General features: G+C 64.0%; 17 protein-coding genes. 10 read left to right on the forward strand and 7 right to left on the reverse strand.

Annotated features, from left to right (window positions below; all coding sequences use genetic code 11):
* Positions 1-71 precede the first annotated feature (71 nt).
* The 10 genes from ACX3OZ_RS07675 (at position 72) to ACX3OZ_RS07720 (ending at position 10,676) form a co-directional block, all read left to right on the forward strand.
* Positions 72-1,073, forward strand: coding sequence for a fumarylacetoacetate hydrolase family protein (locus tag ACX3OZ_RS07675; RefSeq protein ID WP_459104209.1), 1,002 nt, complete (start codon positions 72-74; stop codon positions 1,071-1,073).
* Positions 1,074-1,442: 369 nt separating this feature from the next.
* Complete coding sequence (gene cysS, locus ACX3OZ_RS07680; RefSeq protein WP_459104210.1) at positions 1,443-2,855, forward strand: cysteine--tRNA ligase; 1,413 nt, start codon at positions 1,443-1,445, stop codon at positions 2,853-2,855.
* Between the two features lie 158 nt (positions 2,856-3,013).
* The gene (locus ACX3OZ_RS07685) at positions 3,014-3,406 is read left to right on the forward strand and encodes an endonuclease domain-containing protein (RefSeq protein ID WP_459096998.1); all 393 of its coding nucleotides are present in this window, start codon (positions 3,014-3,016) and stop codon (positions 3,404-3,406) included.
* A 110-nt stretch (positions 3,407-3,516) separates the two neighbouring features.
* Positions 3,517-3,900 carry a VOC family protein gene (locus tag ACX3OZ_RS07690; protein ID WP_459096997.1) on the forward strand — a complete coding sequence of 128 codons (384 nt, stop codon included), beginning with the start codon at positions 3,517-3,519 and terminating at the stop codon, positions 3,898-3,900.
* Entirely contained in the window at positions 3,887-4,360 is a 474-nt protein-coding gene (locus ACX3OZ_RS07695; protein WP_459096996.1) for a GFA family protein, read from the forward strand. The genes ACX3OZ_RS07690 and ACX3OZ_RS07695 overlap by 14 nt, the downstream gene beginning before the upstream one ends.
* A complete protein-coding gene (locus tag ACX3OZ_RS07700) occupies positions 4,360-4,848 on the forward strand; it encodes a GFA family protein (RefSeq protein WP_459096995.1) in 489 nt (162 codons plus the stop codon). Before ACX3OZ_RS07695 ends, ACX3OZ_RS07700 begins: the two co-directional genes overlap by 1 nt.
* 4 nt (positions 4,849-4,852) lie before the next feature.
* Entirely contained in the window at positions 4,853-6,469 is a 1,617-nt protein-coding gene (cimA, locus tag ACX3OZ_RS07705) for a citramalate synthase (protein WP_459096994.1), read from the forward strand.
* A gap of 175 nt (positions 6,470-6,644) precedes the next feature.
* Positions 6,645-8,330, forward strand: coding sequence for a LysM peptidoglycan-binding domain-containing protein (locus ACX3OZ_RS07710; protein ID WP_459104211.1), 1,686 nt, complete (start codon positions 6,645-6,647; stop codon positions 8,328-8,330).
* A 127-nt stretch (positions 8,331-8,457) separates the two neighbouring features.
* Positions 8,458-8,778 carry an ArsR/SmtB family transcription factor gene (locus tag ACX3OZ_RS07715; protein ID WP_459096992.1) on the forward strand — a complete coding sequence of 107 codons (321 nt, stop codon included), beginning with the start codon at positions 8,458-8,460 and terminating at the stop codon, positions 8,776-8,778.
* Positions 8,778-10,676 (forward strand): ABCB family ABC transporter ATP-binding protein/permease, encoded by a 1,899-nt coding sequence (locus tag ACX3OZ_RS07720; protein ID WP_459096991.1) that lies wholly within the window; start codon positions 8,778-8,780, stop codon positions 10,674-10,676. The genes ACX3OZ_RS07715 and ACX3OZ_RS07720 overlap by 1 nt, the downstream gene beginning before the upstream one ends.
* Positions 10,677-10,866: 190 nt before the next feature.
* On the opposite strand, the gene ACX3OZ_RS07725 is transcribed toward ACX3OZ_RS07720, so the two are convergent.
* From ACX3OZ_RS07725 to nadC, 7 genes are all read right to left on the reverse strand, one after another.
* Positions 10,867-11,250, reverse strand: coding sequence for a type II toxin-antitoxin system death-on-curing family toxin (locus tag ACX3OZ_RS07725; protein ID WP_459096990.1), 384 nt, complete (start codon positions 11,248-11,250; stop codon positions 10,867-10,869).
* Positions 11,251-11,254: 4 nt separating this feature from the next.
* Positions 11,255-11,494: a type II toxin-antitoxin system Phd/YefM family antitoxin gene (locus tag ACX3OZ_RS07730; protein WP_459096989.1), complete on the reverse strand. Its 240-nt coding sequence runs from the start codon at positions 11,492-11,494 to the stop codon at positions 11,255-11,257.
* Between the two features lie 122 nt (positions 11,495-11,616).
* Complete coding sequence (locus ACX3OZ_RS07735; protein WP_459104212.1) at positions 11,617-14,955, reverse strand: efflux RND transporter permease subunit; 3,339 nt, start codon at positions 14,953-14,955, stop codon at positions 11,617-11,619.
* Positions 14,956-14,957: 2 nt separating this feature from the next.
* Positions 14,958-16,226, reverse strand: coding sequence for an efflux RND transporter periplasmic adaptor subunit (locus ACX3OZ_RS07740; RefSeq protein ID WP_459104213.1), 1,269 nt, complete (start codon positions 16,224-16,226; stop codon positions 14,958-14,960).
* 15 nt (positions 16,227-16,241) lie between these two features.
* Positions 16,242-16,790, reverse strand: coding sequence for a PadR family transcriptional regulator (locus ACX3OZ_RS07745; protein ID WP_459096986.1), 549 nt, complete (start codon positions 16,788-16,790; stop codon positions 16,242-16,244).
* A gap of 421 nt (positions 16,791-17,211) precedes the next feature.
* Positions 17,212-18,042 (reverse strand): 3'(2'),5'-bisphosphate nucleotidase CysQ, encoded by an 831-nt coding sequence (gene cysQ, locus ACX3OZ_RS07750; RefSeq protein ID WP_459096985.1) that lies wholly within the window; start codon positions 18,040-18,042, stop codon positions 17,212-17,214.
* 1 nt (position 18,043) lies between these two features.
* A complete protein-coding gene (gene nadC / locus ACX3OZ_RS07755; protein ID WP_459096984.1) occupies positions 18,044-18,916 on the reverse strand; it encodes a carboxylating nicotinate-nucleotide diphosphorylase in 873 nt (290 codons plus the stop codon).
* Between the last annotated feature and the right edge of the window lie 293 nt (positions 18,917-19,209).

Below are 19,209 nucleotides of genomic sequence, written 5' to 3' on the forward strand. Positions count from 1 at the left end.
ACATTATAGTGGTCACACCGGCCCCATGGTAGCGCTGCAAGGCCACACAACTCCGAGATTGCGTCCCCAAAATGAAACTCGCCACGCTCCGCAATGGTCGCCCTGATGGGCAGCTCGTCGTTCTCTCGGCCGATCTGAGCCGCTGCGTCTCCGCCGGCCGCATCGCCCCGACGCTGCAGGCCGCCCTTGATGACTGGGAGGCCCATGTGCCGGCCCTGACCGCGCTGGCCACTCAGCTCGACGCCGGGGCCATTGCCGGCCAGGTCTTCGATCCCGCCCAGGCGCTGGCCCCGCTGCCGCGCGCCTATCAGTGGATCGACGGCGCCGGCTATCTCAGCCATCTCGAACGCGTCCGCAGCCTCAAGGGCAGCAAGGACGAGGAACTGCAATCCACCCGGCCGCTGCTCTATCAGGGCGGCTCCGATTCGCTGTCGGCTCCGACCGATCCCATTCGCGTCACCGATCCCGATCTGGCCATCGATTTCGAGGCGGAAGTCGCCGTCATCACCGGCCCGGTGCCGATGGGCGCCACCCGCGCCCAGGCCGAAGCCGCCATTCGCCTGATCACCGTCTGCAATGACGTATCATTGCGCCGGCTGGTCGTGGACGATCTGCAAAACGGCTTCGGCTTCTTCCACGCCAAGCCCTCCACCAGCTTCGCCCCCATCGTCATCACCCCCGACAGCCTCAATGGCGCCTGGCGCGACAATCGCCTGCATCTGCCGCTGCGCATCGAGGTCAATGGTACCCTCTATGGCCAGCCCAATGCCGGCACCGACATGCATTTCGATTTCGCCGATCTGATCGTGGAAGCCGCCCGCACCCGTACCCTTGCCGCCGGCACCATTATCGGCGGTGGCACCGTCTCCAACCGGCACGATGAAACCCTGCCGATCAAGCGCGACGGCATCGGCTTTGCCTGCATCGCCGAAGCCCGCACCGTCGAAAAACTCAAATATGGTCGCGCCCGCACCCCGTTCCTCAAGCCCGGTGACAGCGTGCGCATCGGCGCCGTCAACGCCGAGGGCACCGCCGTCTTCGGCGATATCGTCCAGACCGTAGCGGTGGTTTAACTAAGTGAATCTCCACATGCTGGCCTCGGCCTAACCCGTTGCCAGCGCTGGTAACATTCCCGTGTAGCCGTTGGGCCTTGGGGCGCGTCGTGCCAGTCTCGGGCGACTAGTGAGGGGCCCGGTTCCGGTGCCCCTCAGCGCCTCCAAAGCATTTGGGCGGCCCCTTGGGGCCGCCCTTTTTTCTTTTCGGCTTGATTTCTGCCGGCGCTCCGGCCAATCATGGCCCCATGAAGAGCCAGATCATTCTGATTAACCGCTGCATTATTACCTGCTAACCACTCGTTGGCGGCGCGGTTTTCTTCATTCTCATTCTGATACCCGAAGAGCCGTCTGCCAGCGCAATTTCGCATGGCCAGGATACGGACGCTTATGACCACGCCGCAGCTCACGCTTTACAACACGCTCACCCGCGCCAAGCAGGTCTTCACCCCGCTCGATGCCGCCAATGTGCGCATGTATGTCTGCGGCCCGACGGTTTATGACTTCGCCCATATCGGCAATGCCCGTCCGGTCATCGTCTTCGACGTGCTGTTCCGCCTGCTGCGCCATGTCTATGGCGCCAGCCACGTCACCTATGTCCGCAACATCACCGACGTCGATGACAAGATCAACGCCCGTGCTCTGCGCGATTTCCCCGAGCTGCCGCTGAACGAGGCCATCCGCCGCGTCACCGAGCGCACCGAGCAGCAATTCCTTGCCGATGTTGCCGCCTTGGGCACGCTGGAGCCGACCATCCAGCCCCGCGCCACCGACAATATCGCCGAAATGCAGACCCTGATCAGCGCGCTGCTGGGCAATGGTCACGCCTATCAGGCCGCCGGCGAAGTGCTGTTCGACACCACCTCCATGGCTGATTACGGCCAGCTCTCCGGCCGCAATCTCGAAGACAATCTGGCCGGCGCCCGCATCGCCGTCGACGTCCACAAGAAGAACCCGGCCGATTTCGTGCTGTGGAAGCAGTCCGCCGACAATGAGCCGGGCTGGGACAGCCCGTGGGGCCGCGGCCGCCCCGGCTGGCATATCGAATGCTCGGCCATGAGCGAGCGCTATCTCGGCCAGACCTTTGATATTCACGGCGGCGGGCTCGACCTGATCTTCCCGCACCACGAAAACGAAATCGCCCAGTCGCGCTGCGCCCACGGCACCCACGCCATGGCCAATATCTGGATGCATAACGGCTTCCTGCAGGTCGAAGGCCAGAAGATGAGCAAGAGCCTGGGCAATTTCGTCACCATCAACGAATTGCTGGAAACCGGCGCCATGGGCGGCCGCGCCTGGATCGGCGACGTGCTACGCCTGGCCATGCTGATGACGCATTACCGCGAACCGATCGATTTCTCAGTCAAGCGCCTGGAACAGGCCGAAGCCAAGCTGGCCGACTGGCAACGCGCCGCCCGCGGCGCCGAACTCGGCCCCGACGACGCCCCCGACGCCTCGGTGATCGCCGAACTGGCCGACGACCTCAACTTTCACCGCGCCTCGGTGACGCTGGATGTCATCGCCAAGAAAGCCAATCGCGACGAAGGCAACGCCCGCCACTGCCTCGCCGCCACCCTGCGTTTCCTCGGCTTCAGCCTCGACAGCCTGCTGACCTCCGACGACGGCTGGCAAGAGCCCCCCCACATCGCCACCGCCATCGCCGAGCGCCTAGCAGCCCTCAACGCCAAAGACTTCGCCAAAGCCGATACCATCCGCAACACTCTGTCCGAACAGGGCATCGCCCTGATGGATTACAAGGACGAAGCCGGCGCACGCGCGACCAAATGGGAGATGAAGCGGTGAGATTGGTCCGCGCGGAAGCGACCCCTCACCCGTCTCGGCCTGCGGCCGATCCACCCTCTCCCTCAAGGGGAGAGGGGAGGCCCGGTGCTGGGGAAGCCACGATGCCCCCTTCTCCCCTTGAGGGAGAAGGTGCCCGAAGGGCGGATGAGGGGTCAGCGATGCCAAAGCGAGCGCGAACCGAATGGCGTACCGCCAAGACGCCCCGTCTGCGTAACTTCGCTCGAACCATGCGCCACGAACCGACTGAGGCGGAGGCCAAATTCTGGGCGCTCCTCCGTAATCGCCGCCTGGTGAACTACAAATTCCGCCGTCAGCTCCCAATTGGCGACTACATTGCTGATTTCGTCGGCCTGTCCGCCAAGCTCATCGTCGAACTCGACGGCTCCCAGCACGCCGATTCCACCTATGACGCGACCCGCGATGCCTATCTCCGGGCGCAGGGCTTCCATCTCCTCCGCCTGTGGAATCACGACATCCTCGCCCGCCCCGATACTGTCCTCGATGCCGTCTGGAACGCCCTCAATCCCGCTCAGGAGGTCCCCCATGATTGATCGCGCTGGCTCCCCGTTTCTCCACACTCTCTCCCTTCAATCCGACAACTACTGACACCGCCTGACAGCACGACATTTCACTGACGGCCCATCCACTACAGGAGATTGAAATGATTGATCACGTTGGTATTTTGGTTTCGGACTGGGCCAAGTCGCAGGCGTTCTATGACGCGACCCTGGGCGCTCTCGGCGCGACGCTCTTGCAACTGGTGCCCGAGCAATACACCGGCGGCGTCAAGGTGGGGGGCTATGGCCGCCAGAAGCCCGATTTCTGGATGACCGAAAGCCAGACGCCCGGCGGCGGCCGCCACTATGCCTTCGCCGCCCAGAGCCGTGCCGAGGTCGATGCCTTCCACGCGGCGGCTATGGCGGCTGGCGGGCGCGACAATGGTGCGCCCGGCCTACGCGCCGATTATCACCCCAATTACTACGCTGCCTTCGTGATCGATCCGGATGGCAACAATATCGAGGCGGTGTGTCATGCCCCCGGTTGAGGCCCATACCGGCGGGTGCCAGTGCGGGGCGGTGCGCTTCAGCGTCACCCGCCTCGGCCGCCCGTCGATCTGCCATTGCCGCATGTGCCAAAAGGCGTTTGGCGGGTTTTTCGGCCCGCTGGTCACCGCGCATAATGCGCACTGGACCCGTGGCGAACCCAAATGGTTCCAGTCATCCAACGCCGCCCGCCGCGCCTTTTGCGGCGAGTGCGGCACGCCGCTGGCCTATGAAACCCGCTTCGGGCTCGAACTGGCCATCGGCGCCTTTGACGATCCGACGGTGGCCGCTCCGGTGCTGCAGGTCAATCTCCACGACCGGCTGCCCTTCTTCAAGGATTTGACCTCGCTGCCCGAGCGCACCGAAGCCAGCGACGAATGGCGCGATTTCCTCGCCGGCATCCATTCCAACCAGCATCCCGACCACGATACCGAAGACTGGCCACCGAGGGAGACCAAGTGATGCAGCGCTATGCCATGGAGGTCAGCGGCGGTTGCCAATGCGGTGCCGTGCGCTATCACACCAGTGAAATGCTGGACAATGCGCACATCTGCCACTGCCGCATGTGCCAGAAAGCCATGGGCAATATCTTTGCCGCCTTGGTCGCCGCACCGCGCGAGGCCCTGGTGTGGACGCGCGGCACCCCGGCGCGGTTCCGCAGTTCCGAGCATGTCGACCGGGGCTATTGCCGCGATTGCGGCACGCCGCTGTTCTACGACAATCTCGAAGGCAGCCGCATCAACCTCACCATCGGTTCGCTCGACCATCCCGAGCTGTTCCCGCCCCATGCCAATACCGGCCAGGAAGCGCAGGTGCCCTGGTTCACCACGCTGACCAGCATCGACAACGGCGGCGCCACTGAATCCGGCGACCAGCAAGCCTGGGCCGCCGCCATCAAATCCACCAATCACCAGCATCCTGACCACGACACCGAACGTTGGCCCGAGTAGTTTCATGACCAAAACCCGCCTCTACATCTTCGACACCACCCTGCGCGACGGCGCCCAGACCGCCGGCATCGAGTTCTCGCTGGAGGACAAGATTGCCATTTGCCGTCTGCTGGAAGAGCTGGGGGTCGACTATGTCGAAGGCGGCTATCCCGGCGCCAATCCGGTGGACACCGAGTTCTTCGAAACCAAGCGCACCAGCACGGCCAAGTTCACCGCCTTCGGCATGACCAAGCGGGCAGGGCGTTCCGCCGCCAACGACCCCGGCGTGCAGGCGCTGCTCAATTCCAAGGCCGACGCCACTTGTTTCGTCGCCAAGACCTGGGATCATCAGGTCAAGACCGCGCTCGAAATCACCCTCGAGGAAAACCTCGCCAATTTGCGCGACACCGTGGCCGCCGCCGTCGCCGCCGGAAAGGAAGCGCTGATCGACTGCGAGCATTTCTTCGATGGCTTCAAGGCCAATCCGGAATACGCCCTGTCCTGCATCCGGACCGCGCTCGATGCCGGCGCCCGCTGGGTCGTGCTCTGCGACACCAATGGCGGCACCATGCCCTCCGAGGTGAGCGCCATTGTCGGCCAGGTGCTGGAAGTCGCTCCCGGCGACCGCATCGGCATCCACGCCCATGATGATACCGGCCAGGCCGTCGCCAACACTTTGGCCGCCGTCGAAGCCGGCGTGCGCCAGATTCAGGGCACGCTCAACGGCATCGGCGAGCGCTGCGGCAACGCCAATCTCATCACCCTGATCCCCAGCCTGGTGCTCAAACCCTATTATGCCGACCGCTTCGAAACCGGCATCGACGCGGCCCGCCTGACCCGGCTGGCGCAGATTTCCCGCGCCTTCGATGACCGCCTCAATCGCGCGCCGTTCAAGCAGGCGCCCTATGTCGGCGCTTCGGCCTTCGCTACCAAGGCCGGCATCCATGCCTCGGCCCTGCTCAAGGATTTTTCCAGCTACGAGCATATCCCGCCCGAAAGCGTCGGCAATGAGCGCGCCATCATGGTCAGCCAGCAGGCCGGCAAGTCCAATCTGCTGACCGCTCTGGCTCGCCACGGCATCGAACTGGCCAAGGATGACCGGCGTCTCGAAACCCTGCTCGCCACCGTCAAGGACCGCGAATCGCGCGGCTATTCCTATGACGGCGCCGATGCGTCCTTCGCCGTTCTGGCCCATGAAGTGCTCGGTACGCTGCCCAGCTTCTTCACCGTGGAAAATTATCGCGCCAGCGTAGAGCGTCGCCACAATGCGCAGGGCGAGGAAATCACCGTCACCGAGGCGGTGGTCAAGCTGCGCGTCGAGGGCGAATTGCTGATGTCGGTGGCCGAGGGCAATGGCCCGGTCAACGCGCTCGATCTGGCCATGCGCAAGGATCTGGGCAAGTTTTCCAGCCGCATCGAAGATCTCGAGCTGGTCGACTTCAAGGTGCGTATCCTCGATGGCGGCACGGGCGCGATCACCCGTGTACAGGTCGAAAGCCGCGATGGTAGCGGCGAGCGCTGGTTCACCATGGGCGTTTCGCCCAACATCATTGATGCGTCCTTTGAAGCTCTGTATGAATCAATCACCTACAAGCTGTTGAAAACTGAAGCGGCGCAGCACACGACAGCAAAACTGGCTTAACCGGGCAGCCTGCGCAGCAGGAATTGCCCTAACGGTCCGGGAGGACAAACTGGCCGAAACCGCTCCGAAAAAACCTCTAGCGCTCACCATCGGGGCAGCGGCGGTTACCCTTGCTGTCATCATCGGTGTGCTCACCGGTCCGTCCGTGGTCAGTTGCTTCAATTCGGCTGACGGCATGGGCGCCTGTCTGCGCGGCAAGCTGGTCGAATCCGGGATCCTGCCGCCGACGGCCGTTGCCGCCACCGACGCCGCAACCCCAGCCGCCAATGCTGCGCCCGCCGCCGAAACATCGGTCGGCGAACCCGCGCTCGATGTCGCGCCAGGCCTCGAGGTTCCCGACGATCTGATCGCCGCCACTTTCGGCCTGCTCCGCGCCGAGCCGGACGGCTCGGTGGTCATCGCCGGCAGCGGCACGCCAGGCAGCGAAGTTGAAATTTTCTCCAACGGCGAACTGCTGGGCAAGACCGTGGTGGAGCCTAGCGGCGACTGGGTACTGGTGCCCGACGCGCCCATCGCCCCCGGTGGCACCGAAATTACTCTGGCCGAAGTCGGCAAGACCGGCCAGGCGGCTCAGTCCTTCGTGGTCGTCATCAATGACGACAAGACCAGCGAACCGCTGGTCGTCGCCAGCACGCCGGGCGCCATCAGCCAGGTGCTGCAGGGCCTCGAGGGCCCCGCCGCCGCAACCACCACCCAACTGGCCGCCGCCGATCCGGTCGCGCCTGCTTCGACACCGGCAGCACCTGCCGCAGTTGCGCCCACTCCGGCAACCGAACCCGCTGCCGCCGCACCCGCTGCTACGGAGCCGGCCCCTGCGGCCGAAGCCCCTGCCACAGCAACGCCTGCACCGGCAGCCGAGCCGTCCACGGCGTCCCCGGCCGCGCCTGCCGTCGAGCCCTCAACGCCCGCGATTGCCGCTGCCCCCGCAGTTGAGCCGGTGCCCGCCACTGAGCCGGCTCCGGCCGTCGCTGCCCCGACCCCTTCCGTCGCGCCGGCCCCAGCCGCCGACGCGCCAGCAGCCGTTGCGGCAGCCACTCCCGCTGCCCCGACACCGGCTGCGCCCGTTGTCGCATCTACCGTCGCGCCGCCCACCATCGACGCCATCGAAATCGAGGGTGACCGCACCTTCTTTGCCGGTGCTGGTCCCAACGGTGCCACCATCCGCCTCTATGTCGATGACGCCTTCATCGCCGACACCATCGTCGCCGATGGTCGCTGGCTGGTTGAAGCCGGCAAGGTGCTGACTGCGCCGCAACAGCGCGTCCGCGTCGACCTGCTCGAAGCCAATAGCGCCAGCGTCGCCGCCCGCGCCGAAGTTGACTTCCAGGTCGACCTTCCCGCCGACGCCGCCCCAGTCGCCGTCGCTGACGCCCCTGCCGTCGCCGCCCCAGCCGAACCGGCCCCGGCAACGTCTCCTGCCGCCGCTCCGGCCCCCGCCGCACAGCCCAGCGCGCCCGCTGCGGCCACAGCCGCTCCGGCTGCCACCGCACCAGCCACAACCCCGCCTGCGCCCGTTGCGGCCACGGCAGAGCCCGCTCCAGCTGCTGCCGAGCCCACGCCAGCCGCTTCGCCCGCAACGCCTGCGGCCACGCCAACTGCCCCCGCAACTCCTGCGGCCCAGCCGGCGCCATCCGCGGAGCCCGCCGTGCCCACTCTGGTTGCGGTGGCTGTCGGCTCGCCCGATGCCCAGCGCTTTGCTTCGGGCAAGGCCATCATCCGGCGTGGTGACAATCTCTGGACTATTGCCCGCCGCGTTTATGGCGAGGGCATCAAATACACCACGATCTATGAGGCCAATACCGGCCAGATCCGCGATCCGGACCGGATTTACCCCGGCCAGGTGTTCGAGCTGCCGAATTAATTTTGCGGTTTGGACGCAAAACACGAAAAACTATGCGCACAACATGGCCCGCCACTCGGCGGGCCATTGATTATTGGCGCGAGAAACCCCATTTTATCGTCAAATGACGATTAAAGACAGACAGACCATGCGCGACGACGACATTGCCTCCATCATGCGAGCGATGGGCCACCCCGTGCGGCTCAATATTCTGCGCATCCTGGCCAAGCAGGAGCGCGGCGAGTGCTGCTGCGCCGATGTCACTGACGAGTTGACGCTGGCCCAGTCCACCGTGTCCCAGCACATCAAGGTGCTGCTCGACGCCGGCCTCATCGAGCGCAAGCCGCGTGGCACGCGCAATTGCTACATCGTTCAGCATGACCGGCTGAACGCCCTCGGGGCCGCCTATGCCGGCATGATCGCGGGCTTCAGCCCCGCGCCAGTCAATCTGGAATCGGAAACCGCCTGATGTCCTCTGATAGCGCTGATAAGAAGCCGTCCGTTAGCGCGGACGAAGGCTCGATCGTCTCTACTATCCGCAATCTGTGGCGCTATATGTGGCCGGCCGATCGCGCCGATCTGCGCTGGCGCGTCGTCATCGCGCTGGCCGCGCTGATCGTCAGCAAGGTCGCCACCACCTTCATTCCTTTCCTCTACAAGGGCATTATCGACTCCCTCGATGGCACCGATCCCAATTCGGCGCTGATCATGGGCGTCGCCATCCCGATCATGCTGGTGGTCGCCTATGGCGTCACCAGCCTGATTGATGCCGGTTTCCAGCAGTTGCGCGACGTGTGGTTCGCCAGCGTCGGCCAGAATGCCGTGCGCCAGCTGGCCTATGAGGCCTTTGTGCATATGCACAAGCTGTCGCTGCGCTTCCATCTGGCGCGCCGCACGGGCGGGCTGAGCCGGGTCATCGAGCGCGGCATCAAGGGCATCGAAACCATCGTCCGCTTCACCATGCTCAACATCGTCCCGACGATGATCGAGTTCGTGGTGACGGCCATCATCTTTGTCGTCATGTTCGGGATCAGCTATCTCGGCGTGCTGGTGCTGGTGATCTGGGGCTATCTGGTCTGGACCATCAAGGCGTCCAACTGGCGCATTTCCATTCGCCGGGACATGAACACCAGCGATACCGATGCCAATTCCAAGGCCATCGACAGCCTGCTCAATTACGAGACGGTGAAATATTTCACCAATGAGGACATGGAAGCCAAGCGCTACGACGCCGCCATGGCCGGCTATGAGCGCTCGGCTGTCCGCATCTGGACCTCGCTCGGCACCCTCAATTTCGGCCAGGCGCTGATCTTTTATGCCGGCACCGTCGTCATCCTGGTGATGGCCGCCTATGGCGTCATCGGCGGCACGCTGACCGTGGGCGATTTCGTCCTGCTCAACACTTTCCTGATCCAGATCTACCGGCCGCTCAACCAGATCGGCTTCGTCTATCGCGAGCTGCGTCAGGGCCTCACCGATATCGAGGAAATGTTCCGCCTGCTCGATCAGGAGCCCGAGATCACCGACAAGCCAGCGGCCGGGACGCTCGATGTGAGCAATCCCACCATCCGCTTCGACAATGTCACCTTCCACTACGATCCTGATCGGCCGATCCTCAAGGGCGTCAGCTTCGAAGTGCCGGCCGGCAAGACCGTCGCCATTGTCGGCCCCACCGGCGCCGGCAAGTCCACCATTTCCCGGCTGCTCTATCGCTTCTACGATGTCACCGGCGGCTCGATCACCATTGACGGGCAGGATCTGCGCGACGTCACCCAGAAGAGCCTGCGCTCGGCCATCGGCATGGTCCCGCAGGATACCGTGCTGTTCAACGACACGGTCGGCTACAACATCGAATATGGCCGCCCCGGCGCCACCCCGGACGAGGTCCACGCCGCTGCCAACATGGCGCAGGTCGGTCACTTCATCGAAAGCCTGCCCAAAGGTTACGAAACCCCGGTCGGCGAGCGCGGCCTGAAACTGTCCGGCGGCGAGAAGCAGCGCGTCGCCATCGCGCGCACCATCCTCAAGGCCCCGTCCATCCTCATCCTCGATGAGGCAACCTCGGCGCTCGACACCAAGACCGAGCGCGACATCCAGTCGTCTCTCGACGTGGTCTCGAAGAACCGCACCACCGTGGTCATCGCCCACCGCCTGTCCACCGTGGTCAATGCCGACGAGATCCTGGTGCTGCGCGACGGCGTCGTCGCCGAACGCGGCAATCATGCTGCGCTACTGGCCCATGACGGCCTCTACGCCCAGATGTGGAACCGCCAGCGCGAGGCCACCGAGGCCGAAGAACAGCTCCTGCTGCGCACTGCCAACGACCCCGACGGCTTCGTCAAACGCGGCACCCCCGCCGGCGAATAGGGCAGGGTGGCAGCACTACTGCCCCCAACGCTCGATGTCATCCCGGCCTCGAGCCGGGACCCATCCCGAGATTTCTCCGCCCCGTCACCACCCGACTTGTTCGGGTGGTCCAGCGGACGTGGGGTCATCGCTGGATTGCCGGGACAAGCCCGGTAATGACGGTCGGGCTAAAATCTAACGGCTGCCGCTGCTACTCCAGCGGCTCCGTATGCTCATGCAGCCATTGCTCCAGCACATCCTTGCGAAATGTACCGGCCTCAAGGTTCCCATAGATGAAGGCGATCCAGTCATCTTCCTCGCCGATTGGGGTGACACCATTGGCTTGCAGAAACAGAATAGTGCTGGCGAGTGCCACGCGCTTGTTACCGTCAATGAAGCCGTGGTTCATCGCCAGGCTCTCCCACAGCGCCGATGCCTCCTCGATCACATCGGCATAATAGCCAGTTTGGGGGCGCCATAGCGCGGAAAGGATCAAGCCTTGGTCGCGCACGCCTGGCGCGCCACCATAGTGTTGCAACTGCTCCTGATGAATCCAGAGCACGTCATCAAGGGTGAGATAGATGCGCGGGGCCATGGGGCTATTTCGCCAGGGCTTCGTACACCTTGCCCCAGCGCTTGATGCTCTCGCCGTGTAGCTTGACGATCAGCGGGTTAACGCGCGGCGCGTCGCTCTGCGCCACCAGCGCCCCATACTGCTCGGCCGACAGCACGACGGCGACGTCACGGCCATTCTTCTGGATGCGAACCGGCTCGGCCTGCGCCATCTCCAGCACCTGCCCAAATTTGTTCTTCGCATCGGTAGCGGTCATCGCGGCCATGGCGCGTCTCCTTGGCTAAATTAGCTAAGATGAAAATATAGCCAAAATAGCTAATTTGGCAAGGCCGTCGCGAACAAAAAAGGCCCGCATCGCTGCGGGCCTTTCCTCATTCCTCAATTAGTCTATTCCGCCGCTTCGGGGCGGTCCGGTCGGCTGACCACGGTCACGCCGTTCTTTTCCTTCTCCACCAGCCCGGCATCCGGGCTGACGATATAGCGCTTGCTGCCATCGGCATCGGCCGGGATTTCCACGGCCATGCCGTCAAAACCCGCTGGCGCCGCCACGGCCTGACCAACCCGGCCCGCGCCGCGCATCCGGCCGAACCGCTCCATGACCCACTTGATCTGGGCCCACATCACGGTCGGCGCGGTGACCATCACCGGCACCATGATCAGCGTCAGCGCCGTCGAGAAGAACAGCCCCGAAACCAGCGCGGCGCTGAGATGGATGAACCAGGAGCCGGCAATGCCGCCCAGCACGATTTCGCGCCGGATGAAGTCGAACTCCAGATTGGCCCACATCGGGATCACGCCCAGCGCCGTGAGGAACGCGGTCAGCAGCACCGGCCGCACGCGTTGCGCAGCGGTCAGCAGCATGGCCTTGACCGGTTCGACATGCTGGTGGCGGTTATAGTCGTTGTAGGTGTCGATCAGCACGATGCCGTTCTTCACCACGATACCCGCCAGCGCCACGATGCCCAGACCCGTCATGATGGCCGAGAAGCTCATGCCCGTCGCCAGCATGCCGAGCAGCACGCCGGCCACCGACATGATCACCGTCGAGAGCGTCACCATCACCTGGTAGAAGCTGTTATATTCCAGCAGCAGGATGAAGAAGATCAGGAACATCGCCATGCCGAAGGCTTGCACGATGAACGCGTTGGCATCGCCCATCTGCTCTTCAGCGCCGCCATAGGCGATGGTTACCCGCTCGGGGAAGGGCTGTTCGGCAATCCAGCTCTGCAACTCGGCCACCCGGTCGGCGACAAAAACCCCTTCCGGCAGGTTGGCGAGGCCGGCAGCAACCGGCATCTGATAGACCTGATTGCGCCGCTGGATATTGGCGACCTTGGGCACGGCGGTCCGCTCGATGAAATTGCTGACGGGGATCATGCCCTGCGCCGTGGCAATCCGCATCGAGTCGAGCGCGTCGAAGGTGCGCTCGTTCTTGGGCAGGCGAACCTTGATGTCGAGTTCCTTGCCGGTCTCGGCATCACGATAGGTGCCCAGATTGACGCCCGAGGTCACCAGCTGCACATAGGGCGCCAACTCGCGCACCCCGATGCCGTATTTTCCGGCCTCGTTGCGGTCGATGGTGATCTGCCAGTCAATGCCGGGGGAGGGGCGGCCATCTTCGATGTCGACCGTGTTCGGCATGCTTTCCAGATGCTGGCGGATCGCGGTCACCGTCGGCACTAGATCATCGTAATTGGTGCTCTCGACGCGCAGATTGATATCCTTGCCCGCCGGCGGACCATTTTCGGCCGCCAGCACCTGGATATCGAGCCCGGCAAAGCCGGCGACGCGCTCGCGGATATTGGCGAAGATTTCCTCGGCCTTGACGCGATTATTATAATCCACCAACTGCAGCTGGAAATTGCCGATCGTATCCGGCGGCGTGGTGCCGAAGGCGCCGGTAGCGCCGAACTGCATGATCACGTCCTGGATGCCCTGGACCTGCATGATCTCGTCGCCGATATCGGCCAGCATATCGCGGATTTCTTCCGGCGAATAATTGCCGCGCCCCACCACGGCCACCGTGGCGAATTCGGGCTCCGAGGCCGGGAAGGCCTCGGTGCCGGTCGGATGGGTGGCATAGGTGACAAAGATCGTGGCGATGATGCCGAAGCCCACCGCCAGCGTCGGTAACGGCCAATGCAGCAAATGCTCCAGCATCCGCACATAGATGCCGGTCAGGCCCTTGACCTTCTTGGAGTCGAACTTGTCGGCATACATCACGGTATCGGCGGCCTCTTTGGCCTTCGGATCGATATGCGTGGAGGCGATCACCGCGCCGATCACCGGCATGAAGATCAGCGCCGAGATCAGCGACGCCACCATGACGATGATCACGATCATCGGCAGATAGCTCATGAACTTGCCGATAATGCCCGGCCAGAACAGCAGCGGAATGAACGCGCCCAGCGTGGTCGCCGTAGCCCCCACCACCGGCACGAACATCTTGCGCACCGCCAGGATGAAGGCCTCCTTCTTGGACACCCCCTCCTGCAGTTTTCGCTCGGCATATTCGACCACCACCACCGGGTCGTCCACCAGCACGCCCACGGCGATCACCAGTCCGAACATCACCATCATGTTGATGGTCATGCCCAGCGACTGGGCCACTAGGAACGCCATCATGAAGGACAGCGGGATCGACATGCCGATCATGATCGCCGGGCGGATGCCCAGCGTCGCCACGCAGGTGATCAGCACCAGCGCCACCGCGGTCAGCACCGCCGCTTCCAGCGAGCGGAACAGGCTGGTGGTGGTCTCGGCCTGATCGAGGAAGAAGCTGTAATGCACACCCTCCGGCCAGCTTTCGGCCAGCGTCGCGGTGGTCGCGCGCGCCTTGTCGGACACGTCGATGATATTGGTGCCCAGCTTCTTGGACACGCCCAGGATCAGCGCCGGCTGGCCATTGACCGTGGTGTAATCGGTGGCGTCGGACAGCGTGCGGGTAATGGTGGCGACGTCGCCAAAGGTCACGACGGTGTTGCCATCGGTCTTGAGCGGCAGCGCGAACACGTCCTGCGGATTGGTGATGAGGCCGGGAACCTCGATATTGAACGCGCCCTGGCCGGTATTGAGCGTGCCGCCGGGCACCACCATGTTGTTGCGGCTCAGCGCGTCAAACAGCTGGTTGGCGGTCAGCCCATAGGCTTCCAGCCGCAGCAGGTCGATGCGCACTTCGAGGATTTCGTCACGGGCGCCCGAGAGCACGGCCTCGCGAACTTCGCCAATGCCTTCCAGCGCGTCCTGCAGGTCTTCGGCGCGGCGCACCAGTTCCTTTTCGGGCGCGGTGCCATAGACCGCCACCGAGATGATCGGCATGCCAACGAGATCGATTTCATTGACGCTTGGATCATCGGCTTCCTTGGGAAGCTTGGAGCGCAGCGCGTCCATGCGGGCCCGGGTATCGTTCAGCGCCTTGTCCTTGTCGGTATTGATATCGAATTCAAGGAACACCGAGGCGTGGCCGGTGGTCGAGGTCGAGCTGATATTGACCAGCCCCGGCAGATTGGCCAGTTCTTCCTCGGCCGGCTTGGCCAACAGGTTTTCGGCGTCGCGCGGGGCCACGCCGGTCTGGCTGATCGAGACGTAGAGATACGGCACATCGATGGCCGGGAAGCTCTCCTTGGGCATCGAGATATAGGCCGAAATGCCCGCCGCCAGCATGATCACCATGACCGTCAGGACGACGCGCGGCATCCTGAGGATTTTGACGATAAACTCGACCATGATCAGACGCTTTCTGCGCTTGCGGTGGGAGTTTCACCGGCCGTGGCCTTCACGGCCTGGCCGGCGGTAACATTTTCCTGGCCCACGGTGATGACATCGGTGCGCAGCGGCAGGCCGGTGACCCAGACCCCATCGCGGGTATCGCTGACGATGGTGATCTCGTGGAACGCCACCAACCCGTCCTCGACCGTGCGCACGCCCAGCGTGCCTTCATCGTCCAGCGTCAGGGCCGACTGCGGAAGCAGATGGCCGGGGGCGGTGCCCAGGGTCACGATGGCTTCCGCCGTCACCCCGTCGCGAATGGACAGATCGTCATTGGCGAATTCGATTTCAACCGGGAAGGAGCGGGTGGCATTGTCCGCCACCGACGAGATGAACGTCACCTTGCCGTCGATCTTGGCGCCGGTCACCGTGGTGATCACCGCGTCGAGCCCCAGCTTGGCCAGCCCGATGCGCGATTCCGGCACCTGGCCGAGGAACACCATGGGGTTGAGCTGCACGATGGTAGCGCAGGGCTGGCCCTGGCCCAGCATCGAGCCGGCGTTTGCCACCGGGTCCTGCACCACGCCGGCCACCTTGGCCTTGATTTCGGTACGGTTGAGTTCAGCCTGGGCATTGTCGAGCCCGGCCTGTGCCGAGGACACAGAAGCCTTGGCGCCGCTCAGCGCCACGTCAAGGGCCCGGCCGGTATTGGGTGCCGCCAGCCCTTTCGTCCGCAATTCGGCATTGGTGTCGAAATCGAGCTGGGCTTGCACGAGGCCCGCATTGGCCTGTTCCAGCCCGGCCTGCGCCTGCGCCACGGCGGCAACGCGGGTGCCCTGGTCCAGCGTGCACAGGGCATCGCCCACCGCCACGGTCTGGCCCTTGGTCACATGCACCGCATCGACAATGCCGGCAGTTTCCGCCACGGCGCCGACCGAGGCCTTGGCCTGGGTGCGCCCGCGCAGGGGGACGTCAATCTTCATCGGCTCGGCGGTATAGGTCACCGTCTGCACCGTTGGCACCGGGGCCGAGCCGCCATTTTCCGCAGCATTGCGTTGGGCAATGGTCAGGGTCGGATCGGTTTCGGGATGGGGGTGCTCGGCCAGTATGCCGGCCTCGCCCAGCGTCGTGGCGAGAGGACCATTTTCCTGGCCTTCAATCACCGAAATAATCTTGGTTTCGCCCTTGCCTGGGCCATTACCACCGACAACCAGGGTTCCGGTTGCCAGCCAGCCGCCGATACCGAGCAGGATCAGCAGGGCTACGCCATAGGAAAACAGTGCACGCATTCGGTCTCGTCCCTATTATTCAGCCGCGTCTTTGCCCGGCTCGGCTCGCGCCAAAGTGATCAGTTCGTGCATATGGGAGCGCATATGCCGTTCGGCAACCTCCATCACCGCACGACCATAATTTATGACCCAGGCGTCCGAAGCGTTGCTTTCCCGCTGCGAGAAGGCGTCTTCGAGCTTGCGATGGGCCTCGATATTATTTTGCAAAAATTCATTGGCCCGCATCTCCACCAGCTCACGCGGCAGGATATGGGCAAAACGCGCAAACAGCAGGAATGGGCTGCGGAACATGTCCTCGCCCAAGGGTGCTGCCAGTTCCTCGGCGAAGGCCGCACGGCCTGCGTCGGTGATCGAATAGACTTTTTTGGCTGGCTTGCCGCTCTGCTGCTCGGTGCGGCTGGTCACCAGACCAGCATCTTCGAGCCGGGCCAGGGCCGGGTAAATCGAGCCGAAGCTGGCTTCGACGAAATAGGAGCACTCGCCCTCAACGCAAAGCCGCCGGATTTCATATCCGGTCGCTTCCCCGTCATAGAGGATCGATAGGCATAGGGTTCTGACGTTCATGCGCTGGCTCCGCCGGGCATATGCCGGGCCGGTATATGCCGGTTCTGTATATGCCCAGCCGCCATCGCGCAAGTAATCCGCCGCGATTCATCCAGCAGAGCAGTTAAGATCAGGTTGCATGGCTCAGGCAACGACCGCGATGTCATCCCGGCCTTGAGCCGGGACCCATCCTGAAATGATCGCAGCGGCGCGATCTATGGATTGTCCCGCGAAACAGCAGCCTATGCTCGACCTCAGCGAGCCCCCATGCCCTCCCTCCCCCTTGAGGGGAGGGCCGGGGAGGGGGTGGCATTGCGGGCAGCTGGACGACCCCCACCCTCAATCCCTCCCCTCAAGGGGGAGGGAGGCGAACGAACCGATACGACCGAGACGCGACCAACGTGAACAGTCTGGTGGAGTGGAGCCAAACCGCCGAAGTTCCCTAATCCAGCAACTTCACCATTTCCGCCGCCACCCGCTGCGCCAGTTCCACACTCGCCGCCGCTACGAAATACGAATTCAAGAACCCCGATGCCTTCTTGCCATAGGTCATCCGCGCCCCATCCAGCGTCACCACCGCCCCGCCGGCCGCCTCCAGCACCGCCTGTCCCGCCGCCGTGTCCCACTCCGAAGTCGGGGTAAATCGCGGATAAAGCTGCGCATCGCCCCGCGCCAGCAGGCAGAATTTCAGTGACGAGCCGACCGACACATCGGCCTCTACATCCAGCGTTTCACACAAGGACGCCAGCGCCTTATGCCCATGCGATCGGCTGGCCACAATGCGCAGCCGTTCCGCCCCGGCCACCGCAATCGCCCGCCGCTCGCCGACAATCCCGTCCAGCGTATTGCAGAACCAGGCGCCTGAAGCGTCGCCGACAAAGGTCTCGCCCGTCACCGGCGCCAGCACCACGCCCATCACCGGCACGCCATGCTCCACCAGCGCGATATTGACGGTGAACTCGCCATTGCGCTTGATGAATTCCTTGGTCCCGTCCAGCGGATCGACCACGAAATAGCGCTCGCCCAGCACCGGAATGATCCCCGCCGCCACGCTTTCCTCGCCCAGCACCGGAATGCCGGTCGGCTTGAGCAGATCGAGGATCACCGCTTCCGCCGCCGCATCGGCCTCGGTCACCGGCGAGCCATCTGCCTTGGTCTCTGCCGCAATCGGCCGGGCATAGACATCCAAAATCAGTCGCGCCGCGGCAATCGCCGCCTCAAGCGCCAGCCTGGTCAAAGCCTGATCGGTCGGCGCCTGCATGGTCACACTCACCTTAAGCCTCCACCACCACATCGAGCCCCAGATCGAGCGGGGTCGCCGCCATGGTGATCTGGCTGGTGGAGATATAATCGACGCCGGTTTCGCCAATCGAGCGCACCCGCTCCAGCTTCACCCCACCCGAGGCTTCCAGCTTGGCCCGGCCGGCAGTGATCGCCACTGCCTGCCGCAGCAACTCATTGTCCATATTGTCGAGCAGGATCACCCGCGCCCCGGCCGCCAGCGCCTCTTCCAGCTCGGCCAAACTCGCCACCTCGATTTCGATGGCCACCAGATGCCCGGCAAACGCCTCGGCCGCCTGATAGGCCGCCGTTACGCTGCCGGTCACCGCGATATGGTTATCCTTGATCAGGATGGCGTCATCCAGCGCATAGCGGTGATTGGCCCCGCCGCCGCACCGCACCGCATATTTTTCGAACGCCCGCAGCCCCGGCGTGGTTTTGCGCGTGTCGCAGATCTGCGCCCCGGTCCCCGCCACCGCATCGGCGTAAATCCGGGTCAGCGTGGCGATGCCGCTCATATGATTGAGAAAATTCAGCGCCACCCGCTCGGCCGACATCACCAGCCGCGCCGGGCCGGTCACCGTCGCCACCAGCCCACCAACGGCCACCGCATCGCCATCAGCCAGCGCCGGCGTGAACACCACGCCATCGCCCACCAGCCGAAACGCCGCCGCCGCCAGTTCCAGCCCGGCAATCACCCCGGCCTCGCGCGCCGACAGCGTCGCGGTGGCCTTTGCCTCGGGATGCAGCGTCGCCTGACTGGTCAAATCCCCCGCCAGCCCCAGATCTTCCTCCAGCGCCGCGGCGACCGCACGGTCAACCAGCACACGCGGCAATTGGGCAGGCAAGCGGGCAGGGCGGGACATCTTCTGGCTCCTCAATCAGTGACGCTGCTCTACGCGCGCCAGCCAACACTGGCAACCGCCTAACGGGGCATGCTTTTGCAACTGGCTTCAAGGTGCTTGGAATACGATTTCTCAGTCGTCACCCTCCCCCTTGCGGGGAGGGATCAAGGGTGGGGGTGGTTTGGCCCCGAGGGCGGGGACAGCGCAGTGCACCACATCCACCAAAATGGCACCATCCCCCCCAACCCCGATCTGATACCTCCCCCTTGATGGGGGAGGCCAGGAGGGGATGGGGGAGGCCAGGAGGGGGTGGA

It is taken from the genome of Devosia sp. A369 (genome assembly GCF_054489345.1).

Coding starts and splice junctions, on each gene's coding strand:
- ACX3OZ_RS07675 (WP_459104209.1), top strand. CDS start 72: ATGAAACTCGCCACGCTCCGCAATGGTCGCCCTGATGGGCAGCTCGTC.
- cysS (WP_459104210.1), top strand. CDS start 1,443: ATGACCACGCCGCAGCTCACGCTTTACAACACGCTCACCCGCGCCAAG.
- ACX3OZ_RS07685 (WP_459096998.1), top strand. CDS start 3,014: ATGCCAAAGCGAGCGCGAACCGAATGGCGTACCGCCAAGACGCCCCGT.
- ACX3OZ_RS07690 (WP_459096997.1), top strand. CDS start 3,517: ATGATTGATCACGTTGGTATTTTGGTTTCGGACTGGGCCAAGTCGCAG.
- ACX3OZ_RS07695 (WP_459096996.1), top strand. CDS start 3,887: ATGCCCCCGGTTGAGGCCCATACCGGCGGGTGCCAGTGCGGGGCGGTG.
- ACX3OZ_RS07700 (WP_459096995.1), top strand. CDS start 4,360: ATGCAGCGCTATGCCATGGAGGTCAGCGGCGGTTGCCAATGCGGTGCC.
- cimA (WP_459096994.1), top strand. CDS start 4,853: ATGACCAAAACCCGCCTCTACATCTTCGACACCACCCTGCGCGACGGC.
- ACX3OZ_RS07710 (WP_459104211.1), top strand. CDS start 6,645: ATGGGCGCCTGTCTGCGCGGCAAGCTGGTCGAATCCGGGATCCTGCCG.
- ACX3OZ_RS07715 (WP_459096992.1), top strand. CDS start 8,458: ATGCGCGACGACGACATTGCCTCCATCATGCGAGCGATGGGCCACCCC.
- ACX3OZ_RS07720 (WP_459096991.1), top strand. CDS start 8,778: ATGTCCTCTGATAGCGCTGATAAGAAGCCGTCCGTTAGCGCGGACGAA.
- ACX3OZ_RS07725 (WP_459096990.1), bottom strand. CDS start 11,250: ATGGCCCCGCGCATCTATCTCACCCTTGATGACGTGCTCTGGATTCAT.
- ACX3OZ_RS07730 (WP_459096989.1), bottom strand. CDS start 11,494: ATGGCCGCGATGACCGCTACCGATGCGAAGAACAAATTTGGGCAGGTG.
- ACX3OZ_RS07735 (WP_459104212.1), bottom strand. CDS start 14,955: ATGGTCGAGTTTATCGTCAAAATCCTCAGGATGCCGCGCGTCGTCCTG.
- ACX3OZ_RS07740 (WP_459104213.1), bottom strand. CDS start 16,226: ATGCGTGCACTGTTTTCCTATGGCGTAGCCCTGCTGATCCTGCTCGGT.
- ACX3OZ_RS07745 (WP_459096986.1), bottom strand. CDS start 16,790: ATGAACGTCAGAACCCTATGCCTATCGATCCTCTATGACGGGGAAGCG.
- nadC (WP_459096984.1), bottom strand. CDS start 18,916: ATGTCCCGCCCTGCCCGCTTGCCTGCCCAATTGCCGCGTGTGCTGGTT.